Origin of the sequence: Paraburkholderia phytofirmans OLGA172 (assembly GCF_001634365.1) — a bacterium.
In the GTDB taxonomy this organism is placed as follows: Bacteria; Pseudomonadota; Gammaproteobacteria; order Burkholderiales; family Burkholderiaceae; genus Paraburkholderia.
This window is the reverse complement of the sequence record NZ_CP014579.1, coordinates 1,107,725-1,122,466: the sequence shown is the minus strand read 5'-3', so window position 1 is coordinate 1,122,466 and position 14,742 is coordinate 1,107,725. Positions and strand designations below refer to the sequence as shown.

The following is a 14,742-nucleotide window of genomic DNA, read 5'->3' as shown; positions in this document are numbered from 1 at the left end:
CTCGCCTAATCGCCTCCGACCTGGTATCTTGTTCGTTACTTCAGTACGCGTTTTTATGTATAAAACCCTTGACGATAGTCGCCGCGACAATACGCATATCGAGGCTGAATGACCAATTGCGAAGGTAGTGCAGGTCGTGCTCGACACGCTCTTGCATTTTCTCGAGCTGGTCCGTTTCCCCACGCAAGCCGTTTACCTGGGCCCAACCGGTTATGCCCGGCTTGATCCGGTAACGATGGATGTAACCAATGACGAGCTTCTGATAGAGTTCGTCGTGCTCAATCGCGTGCGGCCGCGGTCCAACCACCGACATATCACCAAGCAATACGTTAAAGAACTGCGGCAGTTCGTCGAGACTTGTTCGACGCAGGAAGGCCCCGACCCGTGTAATGCGCGAATCATTGCGTGTGGCCTGCTTCACCACGCCGGCGTCTTCTACATGTACGCGCATGGTCCGGAACTTATAGATCTTGAATACGCGTCCGTCGGCACCCTTGCGTCTCTGCGTAAAGAACACCGGCCCGTGCGACGAGAGCTTCACCGCAATCGCGATGGCGAACAAAACCGGCGTCAAGGCAATCAGCGCAGCAGCAGCGAACGCGCGATCGAAGATTTCCTTCGTGACTAGAGCATGCTGAGACAGGGGCGAGGCAACCAGATTGATCGCAGGCACGCCGATCAGGTCGGTCACGCCGCTTTCGAAAAGCGCGACGCTGCTGACGTCTGGAACAAGGCGGATGTTCACGAGGTCATCACGAAACTCCCTAAGGATGCGCATGATCGTGAGCTCCTCCGAAAACGGCAGCGCAAGCCAGATCTCCTGCACACTATTGCGACGCACGTGTCCCAAAAACTGATCGAAGTCGTCGAACACCGGCACGCCCGCGGATGCCCCGCTCGCCAACGGACGCACATCGAACATCGCTGAAGCTCGAAAGCCGCTCGCCGGTGACGCCTCCATTTTGCTGACGACATGCTGGCAATGCGCGCCGTACCCCACCACTGCCACGTCGCGCAAATTTATGCCCGCGCGGCGTACCGTGCGTAGCACCCCATACGTCGACAACCGCGACACGACCAGCGCCCCATCCGTAATCGCCGTCCAGTATGCAAACCACAGGCGCGAGATAAAATCAGTGCGGTGTAGCGAAAACATCAACACCAGACCGCAGGCCTGCACCACTATCCAAGCCAGTGATACGCGGCCTATGAGCCGCAGCATCGAACGCCCGCGCCACGACTCGTACAAACCAAATGCAGGAAACGACACTAGCGCGAACGCCACAGAAAACGTAATGAACGCACCATCGAGCCGACTTTGCACCGTGTCCTCAAAGCGGATGTGCGACGCCAACACAGCTCCCGCGACTATGAAAAAGACATCGACTAGTCGCGCCATTAACCCCTGTATGCCACGCATTTTTTGCGACTCCCCTGCCAAAAGCTTCGATTGCGCCACCCTTCAACGCTTCACGCGCGACCGTACGTATCGTCAAACCGAACGATGTCGTCTTCGCCGAGATACGATCCCGACTGCACTTCAATGAGTTCGAGCGGCAGCTTGCCTGGGTTCTCCAGGCGATGCGTTACGCCCAAGGGAATAAACGTCGACTGGTTTTCACTGAGCGTGAATTGCTCGTCGCCGCGCGTGACCAGCGCCGTACCTCTGACCACAACCCAGTGCTCCGCACGGTGATGATGCAATTGCAGCGATAGGCGACCGCCCGGGTGAACGACGATCCGCTTGACCTGAAACCGATCTCCGTGGTCAATCGAATCGTAATAGCCCCACGGTCGCTGCACTTTCCGGTGCGCATCCGCTTCGGGTGCGTGCTGCGCCCTGATCCGGCTGACCAGACCCTTGACGTCCTGCACACGCGACCGGTCCGCAACCAGCACCGCATCAGCGGTCTCCACGACGACTACATTGGTGACACCAACGCACGCAACCAGTCGTCCATCGGAATGCGCGAAGCTCGACGTCGCGCCCTCGAATACGACTCGACCCCGCGCGACGTTGCCATCGGCGTCCTTGTCCATGGCACCCCACACGGCATCCCACGAACCAAGATCGGACCACCCCGCTTCGAGCGGCACGACCACACCAGTTGGCAACCCCTCCTTCGACCAGAGGCGCTCCATTACCGCGTAGTCGATCGAGTCAGACGGCGACTGTTTGAAGGCGTCAGCGCCTGGCCGGAAAAACGGCCCATCGGTTGTGCCCTGCGCGTGCGCCAACACGCACGCATCATGCATCGCCGGCTGCAGCGTTCTAAGGGTCGAGAGCCATACGCTTGCGCGCACGACAAAAATCCCGCTGTTCCACCAGTACTGCCCCGATGCCAGATACTGTGCAGCAAGTTCAGCGACCGGCTTTTCCACAAAGCGCTCGATCCGATGCGCGCCGGCGCCAAGGCCAGCCCCAAGCTTGATATAGCCAAAGCCGGTATCTGGCCGAGTCGGTGGCACACCAAGCGTTGTGATCGCACCGTCCTGTGCGTGCTCCACAGCCAGCGCAATCGCCCGCTGGAACGCGTCCACGTCGGCGATCGCGTGATCTGCCGGCATCGCAATAACGATCGCGTCTTCTCCGTCCGCGCAGGCAGCTGCGGCAGCGAGCGTGAGCGCTGGCGCCGTGTCACGTCGCACAGGCTCGACTACGATGCGCGCGTCGACGCCGTTCGTGCGAAGCTGCTCCGCGGTCACGAACCGGTGCTCGTCCCCGCATACGACAATCGGCGCACCCGCTAAGCCTGCTTCAATGGCGAAGCCCTTCATACGCCCGACGGTGGCCTGCAGCAACGAGTCAGGACCAAGCACGCCAATCAGCTGCTTCGGATACTGTTCACGCGACATCGGCCACAACCGCGAACCTGAGCCGCCGGCCAACACAACCGGTGCGAGACGCACCGACGCCCGAAGCCCGTCAACACCGTCCTCGCCGCCGTGGACCGGCTCACTAGTGCCACTGCCTTGGCTTATTTCATCTGTCGATGTTGACATTTCTAGTACTCCTATTCTTACTCTGAGCAATACCAGTGACTAGCGGCTAACTTGATGAAATTCTGTGGCTACGATCCTTTTCGACTACGAAGGATCGTCAGGCGCCAGCCTTCGAGCTTGCGCGCGGTACTCCGAAGGCGTAAGCGACATGCGCTTACGGAAAATCTTGGCAAGGCGGTCACCGTTGATCCAACCGCAGCGCTTCGCAATCTTGTCAATCCGCAAATCAGTTTCTGCAAGCAGCCGGGACGTCATATCCAGACGGGTCTGCAGCAGGAACTCAGACGGTGTCACACCAATCTCCTGCTTGAAGCAACGCAAGAAGTTCCGTTCGCTCATTGCGGCAACCCGTACTGCGTCGCTCACGGAGATCGGTCGTCCACAATTCTCTTTCAACCACCGTGCCGACGCGCGCACCTTCTCGGCCTGCGTCGTCGTACTCGTGTCCGATAGCAACGCGGCCAGGAGGCCCGGACTCCTTAACGACAGACGTCCAGCTGTCTCCCGCGCAACTTCAATGCCAAGATCGCGTTTGACCAGCATCAGAACCGTCTTCGCCGGCTCATCGCGATCAGCGGCGTCGCCAGGATCCTCTCCCTCGGCCCCCGCGATCTGTTGCGGCGAGTCGGCCGTCCCGTTCGACGCTCCCGAACTACCAACACCCGCAGCCTCCAGCAACATCCGCCCTTCGCCAATCGGCTTCACCACCTCGCTGAGCGGCAAGACCTCCCGCAGCCAACCGACTACACGCTCGTCACGAGCCGCGCTTTGCGCACCCTCGCCACCTACAATAAACAACGCGTCAAAACCGCTAGCGTTTCGGGTGTCGCAGGCGTACGTCCAGACGTCAATAGATGAGGAACACGCCACACTCCCTCCCTCAGCCGAGTAAAAACGAACGTCATACAACGCACCATCTTTCGATCGTGCAGCACCGATCTCGTTGGCCATCTGAAACACCTCCGGAATCACTCCGGCGGTGAGCAACGAGAATCCTTCGAACAGGACAACGCCAATGTCTCGAACCGAGCGCCTTCGCCTTTTACCTGTGGCAGACGCCGCTCCGTTATCCGGATTGTCGAGACCTGCGTACGCCATAGAACTCCCTCAGACGTTGAACGGTTTAGCAATGTCTCATTCGCAACGAGAACTCTTGCCAGTTGCAGCGCATCATACCTAGCCCGCCACATGGCGGAGCGTGACTGACGGAACCCGCCAACATGTTGGCGGATTAGCTCACAGCATCGCGCGGAGCAGATCAGGCCACGCTCTCTCGTGTAGCATGCAATTTCGCTTAACGCACAAGCGTCAAAAATAAATCGGCCCCCAAGCTTATTCGGGTCAAAACAATTTCACTGCTGCAATTGAATGGTCGCCGTCACCCATTGTTAAATTTGCTTTCCTGATCATTCGCATCGCCACTTCAACATCGCGATGTTTCGTATATACATTGCGTGATGCAGCGAAGCTGAGCCCCTCTCGCTACGAGTGACCGTCGTTGGCAAGCACGCGCGCCGCTGGAGACCCGCAGCCCACGCCAGTTGGCCTGTCACTGGTCCCGTGGCGTCTCCCTGGCAGGTTCGCACGCACACTCTGTACGCTTGACGGGCACATGTCATCCAACGTCTCGCAGAGATTTGATGAACCAGACTTCGGACAATGAACCGGCCTCCAAAAAGGCTTCTCATTCCCATTGGATATATCGACTGACCACAAAAAATAAAATGAAGACGAACACGATGCAGAAATCACCATAGATATCGTTTTCACAACGTTGTGGACGATCCCGCGCGAAAAGAAGATTGTGCGTCGCACGAACACTTTTTCCAGTATCTGCACGCCAACCGCGGGCGTGTTCAGCCTGCGCCGCGTTGGGGGAAACTGCTAGCGCTAGCCCGCCAACGACATCACGGGATCAAAAAAAATACGGCATCGCAGTAGGCGCATGCAGCCATTTCCGTATGCCGTTTAACGCCAGAGGTCGTCGTGTCCGCGCATACGATTTGCGCTAGACCGACCATTTCCACGATGCATAGCCGACGCTGAATGACATTGCCACTCCACACCAATTCGATCGCGTAGCAGGAAAATGGCGGCCTGCTCCACATTTTTGGCGGAATAGACATTCGCCCCTCATATAGGATCAAGTCGATGCGACAGGCATGCGCACAACGCCTCTCTCTCGCTATCATCGCTGACTCGGAATGACCGACTTCGAGGCGAGCCTGGAGTGCCGGCAATCCCGCTAACGCACCTCACCGCGCTGTCGGAGTAGATGCGCTGCGACAAACACTTTCTCGTTTCTATCCCGATCGCCCCGCCCATGACCATTAAGGTTCAGCACACACAGATTCGCGACGTCAAGCTGATCGAACCACATATCATCAGCGATGCCCGCGGCGCGTTCTTCGAGAGTTTCGACCAAAGTGAATTCGAGGAAAAGGTAACGCGCGGCTACACCTTCACGCAGGAGTATCACACCGTGTCAGCGCGCCACGTGCTTTGCGGCCTGCATTATCAGATCCAGCGTCCGCAGGGCAAACTGATCCGGGTCGTATCAGGCGAAGTGCTCGACGTGGCGGTCGACCTGCGGCGCTGGTCGATCACCTTCGGCCGATGGGTCAGTGCACAACTATCGGCGGCCAATTGTCATCAACTGTGGATTCCACCCGGCTTCGCACATGGCTTTCTGGTGTTATCAGAAGTCGCGGAGGTGTTGTGCAAGGCCACCGAGCGACGCAGTCCCGAGCATGAACGCACGTTGCGGTGGGACGACCCCGACGTCAACATTGCATGGAATCTCGACGGCGGCTCGATCCCCGCCGCCGGGGATGCGGACGGTGTGAGCTTTAGCATGGCCGAGGTCTACTGATGGTGGCCACGCGATGCCACTTCCCGCTCAGATTAGTTCGAAACGAAAGCCGGTCCGAAGCAACCCGACCGCCGTTAAGTTCGGTCTGACATGCGTCCAGTAAGCAACTGCGATGGACATTACTCTCTCAAGGGACACCCGTCTGTCCGATGATGGCAAGCTAATCCGCTTCATCGCGGTATGGCGGGGCCGTTCGGTGCAGTGCGCCATCTCGATCGAAGCACTCGAAGAACACTTCTGGGCTCCAGATCGTGCCGACAGCGAGCGCTTGTCCAGGACATACTGGGACGGACGCATTCGCATTGCCGCAGCAGTCGAAAGACGACTTCTCCGGAATGGTTCAGAGCCAATAGTTATCCTTACCAAGCACTTTTCGCGATGACGCAACTTGCAAGTAACATACCGCCGGATGCACCGCGGAATCAGTCCGCGCACGCCAACGTATTAGTCTATTCGGCCACACATCACCGCTATCGGAAATCCGTATGTAGGATGCCCCCCAAAGAGAACAGACTCGAAGGCGGGAGGAGGTCACTTATCTTCGGGGGATGTTCGGATGGCAGATTTTCCGGATCGCTATGACCGGCATTGGGCGCAATCTCAACTCTTGGCGAATGCTTGTGCCGTGAAACGCATCGGCATTGTCCTGTTTGACGGCTTTGCGTTGCCTGATGCCGCCGCGGTCGCGGAGATTTTCCAGTCAGCAAATGCGCTCGGCGAGACCACCCGGAGTTGCGCCGTACGATACGAGGTCTGCCTGTTATCGGCCGCCGGCGGCAGGATTTCAAGTTCCTCGTCTGCCTTTGTCTGGACTGAGGGGATTGACGCGCGCCATGATAGGAACAAATTCCACGCACTGTTCCTATCCGGTGGCACAGGTGTGAAAACCGCGCTGCGAGATGAAACGCTAATCAACTGGCTGCGACGCATTTCCTCTGATGCGGAGCTGATATTTCCGATCGCCGAAGGACGCCTGCTGCTCGATATCGCCGGATTGGGGCTCGCTGCCGGCGAACCACGGCGCCACGAGCGCTCCCCTCAAATGTCGCGCAACGGTTTGAGAGCCCGACTGTCCCCCGACACCACCGATCCACTGCAAGCTGCACTAGCGGTAGTCGAAAGCGACCTCGGCGCCGAAATCGCGCGCCAGATCGCCAGTGGTATTGATCCGCAGTTGGAAACGCGGTTCACAGCGATCCTTCGCAAGGGTGCGTCAAACGACGTTAGCGAAAAAATCCAGACCTCAGCGCGGTGGCTCGAGATGAACGGCGACCGCTCAATCACGATCGATGAAGCGGCAAAGGTTGTCGCAATGAGCACGCGCAACTTCTTACGACGTTTCAAGACGGAAATGGGTGTGACGCCGTCCGACTACCTTTTGTTCGTGCGACTGGACATGTGTTGCCGCCTGCTGGCTGAAACCAATCTTCCAGTAGACAAGGTCGCGCGACGTTGCGGTATCGGCAACGGTGGGCGACTGTCGAAAATCTTCCGCAGATATCTCGGGACGACTCCGACCGAGTATCGCGCGATTAAGCGCCGGTCGATCGAGTCGGCGTAGCGGCCCGGCAAGCGCCTGCGCCGGGCGAACCTCGGGACGATCGTAACGGCGCGCCCCCGGGGATTGCCCGTTATTCGAAGCCGAGCCGATGACTCAGAATGGGCGCGGAGAAAAGTGCGATGGTGCACCCGAGAGCCTTGCCTTCGAACTCAGGAAGCGCAACACGCACACGGTACAACTGCGTTAGTAAATCGAATAGTTGCGGAATACAGTACAGCACCGCTACAGCAATGAAGCATTTTTCAAGAATCGTGATACGCCAGCCTTTCGAGAACGCGACGGCTGCAGCAATGACCCTCAATACGCCAAATATCACGAGCGCACCCACCGCAGCCTGTTCGCGAATCAAATACGCTGGAAGATATTCATCCATTGTTTTCGTGTCTCCATGACATGGTCCGAAACAGAAGCGGATTGATCGACTGCGGCGCCGCCAAATGAAAAGTCGTGGCGACAAGTTTAAAAACGAGTCGACAAGAGTTTATTTTCCAGTCGGCTACATGATCGACTTCTCGATTCCTTATTTCCGCTACTACCGTGACATTGATTTTATGGTTTTCTTTGGATAACCAATGTTCGACCGTGTACGTGTAAATGAATGCTCTGACGGGCGCTTAGCGGCATCATCGGCCACTGCGTATTACATAGTACATAGCTCTTTCCAGCCCGAATATTGAATGACCGAATCCACCATCATGTTGGCGGATGCAGCGGAACCTCACGGGAAGCGTACTGCCTTGAGTACACACGGTCCGCCTGCTGCAGGATGTCGTGCTAGAGCGTTTCAGGCACTTTCTGTTCCGCTTACCTTACTGCGACGGAACCAGGCGAACATCAGGCAATCCTCGATGTGCCAAGGAACCTAATCAGCCCGGGAAGATTGGCCGCACATGCGATGAAGATCTCTATTACCGCCGGCGACTTGAAGTCGAGACGCACGCCACTGAAAAACGCGCCTGCGACCGTCTTCGCGTCAGGCCTTCTTTGCGAGGCCCACGTTCCACGTTCCGCCAGATATTGCGCGCGGCATGCAAGTGACACGCGCTGCAGCCAGTCGGCTTCGTACCCGTTTAACTGCAACCAGAGATGTGTAGATTCGACAACGTGTTCGGTCGTGAGCCATCGTCCAGTCTTATGACGCATTGCCAATTGCGAAGCAACGAGATAGGTCAGCAGTTCCGTGCGCGCAAGCAAATCGAATTCAAGCAGCCGAATCATGGTGAATTAGGTGTGTAGATGGAGTCGTCCCAAGACCGATACTCCTCCGTCCTGCTTCACCGCTTTCGCCAAAACATTGGCTGATTCCGTCGATATGAAATCAGGCCCGGGGTGGATGGATCGCTGGCGCGCCGGGCAAACCTTTCTCATTTCATGGCGGAAAAACCAACGGGCTTCGGCGCATTTCGGTGTCGCATTCAGCCAATTCCGTGACCTTGTCCGCCACTATGATCACCGTCACTTCGAGTCAATCTATGATCGTGCATGGCCATCTCAGGGGCTGCCCCACGTATCGGCCGCTGAGATTTAGCCCGCCGCCCGCATGGGACGAGCGGGCATTTTTTGTTGAGAAGTACCGGGCCAGTGACGTGTCGTGATTTTCTATAAAATTGTCCAGGACGGACTTCTACGTAATCTTGACTGCTGCGGTTGTGGAATACGAATCGCTTTGGCGCCCCAAAGCATGGATGTGCGCAAGCAACTCGACGCTGCCAAGTGGCTTCTCGAGGCAAATGTTTGCGCCGCTCTCCAGTCCTGAGACGATCACCTTATCCGGCGTACCCGGCGTCACGCACAGGATGATTGGGATTAGAGGGTGTTAGGCACTTTTGTTAAGGGCTGCAAAGTGAACAAGCATAAGCACGGAGAATACGACGAAATGCAAACCAGCCAAGGTTTCGGGCAATCGTTCGTAGTCTCTGGCCAGTCGGCGGAACCGGTTGAGCCAGCCGAAGCTGCGCTCGACCACCCATCGGCGCGGCAGCAGCACGAAGCCCTTCTTCGCCTCCGGCAGCTTGATTACCTGAAGCTCGATCCCTTCGTCGAGTGCCGCCTGCGCAGGCTCTTCGCCGGTATATCCCTGATCGGCGAACGCCACCTTGACCGTCTGGCCCGTGGCCTGCTGAACCTGACGCGCCAGTTCTCCGACCTGCGCGCGTTCCTGTTCGTTGGCCGGCGTAACATGCACAGCAAGCAACTGCCCCAAAGTATCAACCGCCATGTGGACCTTACTGCCGCGTTTGCGTTTGTAGCCGTCGTAACCGGCGCGAGGCCCACTCTCGCATGTCGACTGCAGGGTCCGCCCGTCGAGAATGACCGCGCTGGGTTGACCACGGCGCTCCTGTGCGATCCGGATGATCGAACGCAGGTCATTCACCATCGCCTCGAAACAGCCTGCCTGAATCCAGCGTTGCGTCTGCTGGTAGACCAGTTCCCACGGTGGAAAATCATTGGGCAACAAACGCCACGGCGCACCCGCACGTACGATCCAGCGCAGCGCGTTGAACATCTCGCGCAGTTCGTAGCGGCGCTGCGGCGCGTCTTTGTTCATCAAGGTCAGGTACGGAGCGGCGAAATACCACTCTTCATCCGACACATCCGTTGGGTATGGCCTGCGTTTTTTCATTCCGCCAGGATACCAGGTCTAACTCAAAGTTCCTAACACCCTCTAGGGACTCGTGTTTGGCGAGATAGCGCAGGGTATCGTACCGGACCGCATCCGGCGCCGCCCAATCGAGTATGACCAGGTCGACGGACACCTGTTTGAGCAATCCGGGTAACGATTCGTCGCTTGACAGGCCAAAGCAGAAGTGTCCAGCGGATGACAGCATTTCCAGCGCGCAATCAAGTGCTCTGAGATCGGATTCTAGTATGGCGATTTGCATATGATCGGGCGCGCTCGCTGAGCGCAGCGACGAGGTTAGTTTTGGGCGAACAGGTCCATGAACTTCTCTTGCCACGCCATGCGGAACGGACGGGTGCGTTGTGACGGCCCGAGTTTACGCGAAAGCAGTCGGAAAAGCTGTTAAATATTGCGAAATCCGAAGGGATTTCACAGAAGAAGTGCACAAGGTTCGACTGGCCTGAACGACCGTCCGCCATCCGACCTTTCTTCACGCTTTCACACGACTGAACCCTCGTTCAAGCATGCGGACCGTATGTCAACTGCCGAGGCGCTTCGCCAAATCGCACTACGCGTAACAGAATTCTCTACGAAATAGCCAGACCTGCTATATATGAAATGATACCCGACGGCAACGCCAAAGCTGCCGATAACGCCATTCGCTTCAGCAATCTTGCCCTCGCAGCTTCCCTGCTGCCACGCGCACGATATGGCTGAAACTCGAGAATGACAAATCCGCGACTATGCCGTGCGCCGACCCATAAGGCGGACTGAAAGCTGAAGGTCAGATAGACAAGGATCCAAGCAAAGCAAAGTTTGGAAAGAATAGAGAGAGCGATGTCCATATCACCTTGCGCTGTGTGGTCCGCGCAAAAAGCGAGCGGCGGTTAATCAGATCGCATGCAGTTTACGCTGCAATGCAGCACATAGGGTAGGACAACATTTGGGCCTTATCCGCCGGCTTTCTTTCGAGCCATTTCATCGGGAGCAGCCGCGCTTCGTACTTTCATTGTCCGATTCTTCTGCCATTTATTGGAATCACGTGGGCGGCCTCCAGCTATATTGTTCTCATGAAGCCCGCTCGCAAGACAAGCGTCGCGACCTTTCTGAGCAGCGTTTTCCGGCCGCCGGTCAGAGCTGGCGTCCGAAATTCCTACCGACGAGGTAACGACGATAGAGTTCCTATGATATGGAATGCGAAGTGTACCGACTGGCGTATGCATGCCGCGTTACCGACTTGACTCGCCGCTTCACGTGGCAGCGCCATGGCGGGCTCAATACTGATCGGCAGGGCCTCGCTCATAAAACCATCTGATTGATTCGAAAGAGCGGAGAGGCTGCCCCACGAGAAGCTTGCGGACACAGCGAGGACCTACATGCTCAAGAAATTCAACTCAAGCTTTCCGGTACGGCTTGCAATACTCATCACCCTGATCTGTGCCGCACCCGAATCAATGGCGCAGGCGGCCCGACAGGTGGTCACCCGGGTGATCGACGAGCGACAGACCGTCGAGATGATTGCCAATACCCGTCCTGAGATGAACAGCGAGAATGATCGCGGGCGTGTCGAAGACGCGCTCGTTCTCGACCATATGCAACTGCTCATGAAGCGGCCAGCGGAGCGAGAAGCTGCCCTCGCACATTTTATCGACCTGCTCCATGACCCGAAGTCGCCGTATTTTCACCAGTGGCTCAGTGCGGAGCAGTTTCGCGCGGATTTCGGCCCGGCAGACGCGGACGTGAACGTAGTCAGCGATTGGCTTTCCAGACATGGTCTCAAGATAAACGGCGTGCAGCCGAACGGCATGGTGATTGACTTTTCTGGAACGGCAGGACAGATCCGCGACACATTCAAGACCGAGATCCATCAGGTCGAGGTGGGCGGTGTCGCCCACCTCGCCAACATGAGCAATCCATACATTCCAGCCGCCCTTGCCGACGCCGTGAGCGGGATCGTGTCGCTGAATGACTTCCGTCCGCATTCAAATTTCATGTCCCGCCCCCAATACACATACACCAGCGGCAGTTTGACCTATCATCCGGTCGTTCCGGCTGATCTCGCGACGATCTACAATCTGAATCCTCTATTCAAAGCCGGCATCTCGGGTCAGGGCCAGACGATCGTCGTGATCGAAGATACCGACGTATACAGCGCCGCGGACTGGACGACGTTCCGCTCGACCTTCGGACTGTCGGGTTACACATCGGGCTCCTTCACGCAGGTCCATCCGGCGCCAGCGAGCGGCACTAACAATTGCAGGGACCCGGGCGTCGTTGCGGGCAATGAAATGGAAGCCGAACTCGACGCGCAATGGGCGAGCGCTGCAGCGCCAAGCGCGGCCATCGTCGTCGCGTCCTGCAAGGATACGGGTACGACGTTTGGCGGCCTGATTGCGCTCCAGAATCTCGTGAACAGCAGCACCCCCCCAGCGATAGTCAGCATCAGCTACGGCGAATGCGAGTCGAAGAACGGAGCGGCGGCCAATGCCGCTTACAACTCGGTTTACCAGCAGGCTGTCGCCCGTGGTGTCTCGGTGTTCGTCTCGGCTGGTGACGAGGGGGCGGCGAGCTGCGACGCTGACCAGAAAAATGCGACTCATGGTATCGGCGTCAGCGGCCTTGCTTCGACGCCCTATAACGTTGCCGTCGGAGGCACTGACTTCGGAGACACCTATGCCGGGGTCACCGCTTCCTACTGGAATGCGGCCAATGCTGCGAACTACGGCTCAGCGATATCCTATGTCCCCGAGATTCCGTGGAACGATTCCTGTGCCAGCGGGCTGATCGCCAAAGTGGAAGGTTATGCTGCGTCTTATGGCAAAAACGGTTTCTGCAACAGTGCAACCGGCAACGCCAACTTCCTGACGACAGCGAGCGGCAGCGGGGGCCCGAGCGGCTGTGCCACAGGCGCCCCATCGAAGAGCGGCGTCGTTAGCGGCACGTGCAAGGGATACGCCAAGCCCTCCTGGCAGTCACTGGTAGGCAACCCGGCAGACGCCGTGCGTGATCTTCCCGACGTCTCCCTGTTCGCGGCCAACGGTGTCTGGGGTCACTACTACATCTTTTGCGACTCCGACAAATCCGACGGCGGCGCAGCATGCGCCGGGGCTCCGAGCACATGGACAGGCGCTGGAGGAACCTCGTTCGCCTCGCCGATCTGGGCTGGCTTCCAGGCCTTGGTAAACCAGAAGGCCCAAGCCCGTCAAGGTAATCCCAACACGGTCTACTACGCCCTCGCCGCGGCAGAATACAGATCGGGCGGCAGCGGCAACTGCAATTCCAGTCTCGGCAACGGCGTCGCCAGCAACTGCATCTTCTACGGCATCACGCTCGGCGACATCGACGTGAACTGCTCGGGCACGAACAACTGCTATGTACCGAGCGGCACTTACGGCGTCCTCTCGACAAGCGATAGCACCTACTCGAAAGCCTATGCTGCGGGTATAGGCTGGAGCTTCTCCACTGGCATTGGCACGGTCAACGTCAGCAATCTGGTGAACGCGTGGTAGCGTGGCTATTGCCCCTTGCTGCCCGCGTCACGGTGCGGCTCTGGCAACGGGGCTCACGCGCGTTTGACGCGTCGAAGCTCGATTGCGCATGCGATAGGCCGTCGGCGTCATCGCAAGATACCGCCGGAAGAGTTTCGAGACCCGCCCACCACCGCTGATTCCACAGCGCAGCGCGATCTTGTCGACCGGCAGATCGGTTTCAACCAGAAGGCGGCAGCACATGTCGAGCCGAACATACATCAGATAATCGGACGGTGTGACGCCCAGTTCGGTCTTGAAGCGCCGCAGGAAGTTTCGCTCGCTCATGGCGCAGACTTGCGCCGCCTCATCGATCGTGATCTGTCGGTCGCTATTCGCTGCCAGCCATCGCGCCGATGCCTGAATCCTTTCGCTGACGTTCGGCGCGGCGTTCCTGCTCACAATCGAGGTGAATTCCGTTTCGACTAGCGTCGCTACGCCAGAGGCAATCTTCCTTGTGATGTCAGTGCCGAGATCTTCCCGGATCACGTTCAACGCGGCTCGCAACGGGCCCACAGCGTTGGCATAATGAGCAGCGTCGAGATGTTTTGCGGCCAGGCTGTCCGCGCGATTGCCCCATGCATCGTCGGTACCAGCCTGTCCGAGCGCAGCGGCTTCGAGCAGCAACCGTCCTTCGGTGATCGGGAACGTCAGTTGGCTGCGCGGGACAGAGCGACGCAGCCAGCGGATCAAATGTTCGTCGCGCAGCGCGCTGCGAGCCCCCGCGCCGCCAACAATGAAGAGCGCATGAAAATTGTCGGTATGGCGGCACGCATCGATATTTTCGGTCCAGACGAACACCGATGACGAACTGGCAATCATGCCGCCGGTGGCCGACAGCAGGCAGACGTTGTAAAGCGCGGTACCGTGCCGGGTAGATTCGCAGAGCGCATTCGCCGACTGGAAAGCCTGCCCGATGGCAACCACCTCCTGCAGTGCGAAGCCGTTGAACAGGGTAATGCCAATGTGTCGTACGGCGCGGGTACCGTGAACTACGTTCTCCCAGACCTTGCCGTTACTGTGTACCTCGGAAAAGCATTCCATCTCACTTTGCCCCCATAGAACCACTGAGCCGTTCCGGCTGTATTTAAGCTCATGCGATTACGTGTAAGTTTCCGATGTTTGACGCGATATCCGATACTCTGCAGTTAATTGCCCG

General features: G+C 57.9%; 11 protein-coding genes. 4 read left to right on the top strand and 7 right to left on the bottom strand.

The genetic code is table 11. The features are described 5' to 3' along the window. Positions 1-40 precede the first annotated feature (40 nt). The 3 genes from AYM40_RS25195 to AYM40_RS25185 all read right to left on the bottom strand — a co-directional run bounded on the left by AYM40_RS25195 (position 41) and on the right by AYM40_RS25185 (position 3,990). Positions 41-1,420 carry an undecaprenyl-phosphate glucose phosphotransferase gene (locus AYM40_RS25195; RefSeq protein ID WP_063498922.1) on the bottom strand — a complete coding sequence of 460 codons (1,380 nt, stop codon included), beginning with the start codon at positions 1,418-1,420 and terminating at the stop codon, positions 41-43. 50 nt (positions 1,421-1,470) lie between these two features. Next, positions 1,471-3,003: a mannose-1-phosphate guanylyltransferase/mannose-6-phosphate isomerase gene (locus AYM40_RS25190; RefSeq protein WP_063498921.1), complete on the bottom strand. Its 1,533-nt coding sequence runs from the start codon at positions 3,001-3,003 to the stop codon at positions 1,471-1,473. A gap of 84 nt (positions 3,004-3,087) precedes the next feature. Continuing rightward, on the bottom strand, positions 3,088-3,990 hold the full coding sequence (locus AYM40_RS25185) for a helix-turn-helix domain-containing protein (RefSeq protein ID WP_236721077.1): 903 nt from the start codon (positions 3,988-3,990) through the stop codon (positions 3,088-3,090). A gap of 1,336 nt (positions 3,991-5,326) precedes the next feature. On the opposite strand from AYM40_RS25185, the gene rfbC reads away from it, so the two are divergent. From rfbC to AYM40_RS25175, 3 genes are all read left to right on the top strand, one after another. Then, positions 5,327-5,875 carry a dTDP-4-dehydrorhamnose 3,5-epimerase gene (rfbC, locus tag AYM40_RS25180; protein ID WP_063500683.1) on the top strand — a complete coding sequence of 183 codons (549 nt, stop codon included), beginning with the start codon at positions 5,327-5,329 and terminating at the stop codon, positions 5,873-5,875. A gap of 112 nt (positions 5,876-5,987) precedes the next feature. Then, entirely contained in the window at positions 5,988-6,257 is a 270-nt protein-coding gene (locus AYM40_RS43825; protein ID WP_082855288.1) for a DUF1488 family protein, read from the top strand. A gap of 174 nt (positions 6,258-6,431) precedes the next feature. Further along, the gene (locus AYM40_RS25175; RefSeq protein ID WP_063498919.1) at positions 6,432-7,436 is read left to right on the top strand and encodes a GlxA family transcriptional regulator; all 1,005 of its coding nucleotides are present in this window, start codon (positions 6,432-6,434) and stop codon (positions 7,434-7,436) included. 70 nt (positions 7,437-7,506) lie between these two features. Here the strand turns inward: AYM40_RS25175 and AYM40_RS25170 are convergent, their stop codons facing one another. The 3 genes from AYM40_RS25170 to AYM40_RS25160 all read right to left on the bottom strand — a co-directional run bounded on the left by AYM40_RS25170 (position 7,507) and on the right by AYM40_RS25160 (position 10,059). Then, positions 7,507-7,809: a hypothetical protein gene (locus AYM40_RS25170; RefSeq protein WP_063498918.1), complete on the bottom strand. Its 303-nt coding sequence runs from the start codon at positions 7,807-7,809 to the stop codon at positions 7,507-7,509. A 461-nt stretch (positions 7,810-8,270) separates the two neighbouring features. Then, the gene (locus AYM40_RS25165; protein ID WP_063498917.1) at positions 8,271-8,654 is read right to left on the bottom strand and encodes a hypothetical protein; all 384 of its coding nucleotides are present in this window, start codon (positions 8,652-8,654) and stop codon (positions 8,271-8,273) included. 598 nt (positions 8,655-9,252) lie between these two features. Next, positions 9,253-10,059, bottom strand: a complete 807-nt coding sequence (locus tag AYM40_RS25160) for an IS5 family transposase (RefSeq protein ID WP_063498916.1) — start codon at positions 10,057-10,059, stop codon at positions 9,253-9,255. Positions 10,060-11,432: 1,373 nt separating this feature from the next. Here AYM40_RS25160 and AYM40_RS25155 point away from each other — a divergent pair. Next, on the top strand, positions 11,433-13,565 hold the full coding sequence (locus AYM40_RS25155) for a S53 family peptidase (RefSeq protein ID WP_063498915.1): 2,133 nt from the start codon (positions 11,433-11,435) through the stop codon (positions 13,563-13,565). 27 nt (positions 13,566-13,592) lie between these two features. Here the strand turns inward: AYM40_RS25155 and AYM40_RS25150 are convergent, their stop codons facing one another. Beyond that, positions 13,593-14,627, bottom strand: coding sequence for a helix-turn-helix domain-containing protein (locus AYM40_RS25150; protein ID WP_063498914.1), 1,035 nt, complete (start codon positions 14,625-14,627; stop codon positions 13,593-13,595). Positions 14,628-14,742: the final 115 nt, after the last annotated feature.

What these genes read in the sequence shown, in the direction of transcription:
- AYM40_RS25195 (WP_063498922.1), bottom strand. Translation starts at nt 1,420, where the DNA reads ATGCGTGGCATACAGGGGTTAATGGCGCGACTAGTCGATGTCTTTTTC.
- AYM40_RS25190 (WP_063498921.1), bottom strand. Translation starts at nt 3,003, where the DNA reads ATGTCAACATCGACAGATGAAATAAGCCAAGGCAGTGGCACTAGTGAG.
- rfbC (WP_063500683.1), top strand. Translation starts at nt 5,327, where the DNA reads ATGACCATTAAGGTTCAGCACACACAGATTCGCGACGTCAAGCTGATC.
- AYM40_RS43825 (WP_082855288.1), top strand. Translation starts at nt 5,988, where the DNA reads ATGGACATTACTCTCTCAAGGGACACCCGTCTGTCCGATGATGGCAAG.
- AYM40_RS25175 (WP_063498919.1), top strand. Translation starts at nt 6,432, where the DNA reads ATGGCAGATTTTCCGGATCGCTATGACCGGCATTGGGCGCAATCTCAA.
- AYM40_RS25170 (WP_063498918.1), bottom strand. Translation starts at nt 7,809, where the DNA reads ATGGATGAATATCTTCCAGCGTATTTGATTCGCGAACAGGCTGCGGTG.
- AYM40_RS25165 (WP_063498917.1), bottom strand. Translation starts at nt 8,654, where the DNA reads ATGATTCGGCTGCTTGAATTCGATTTGCTTGCGCGCACGGAACTGCTG.
- AYM40_RS25160 (WP_063498916.1), bottom strand. Translation starts at nt 10,059, where the DNA reads ATGAAAAAACGCAGGCCATACCCAACGGATGTGTCGGATGAAGAGTGG.
- AYM40_RS25155 (WP_063498915.1), top strand. Translation starts at nt 11,433, where the DNA reads ATGCTCAAGAAATTCAACTCAAGCTTTCCGGTACGGCTTGCAATACTC.
- AYM40_RS25150 (WP_063498914.1), bottom strand. Translation starts at nt 14,627, where the DNA reads ATGGAATGCTTTTCCGAGGTACACAGTAACGGCAAGGTCTGGGAGAAC.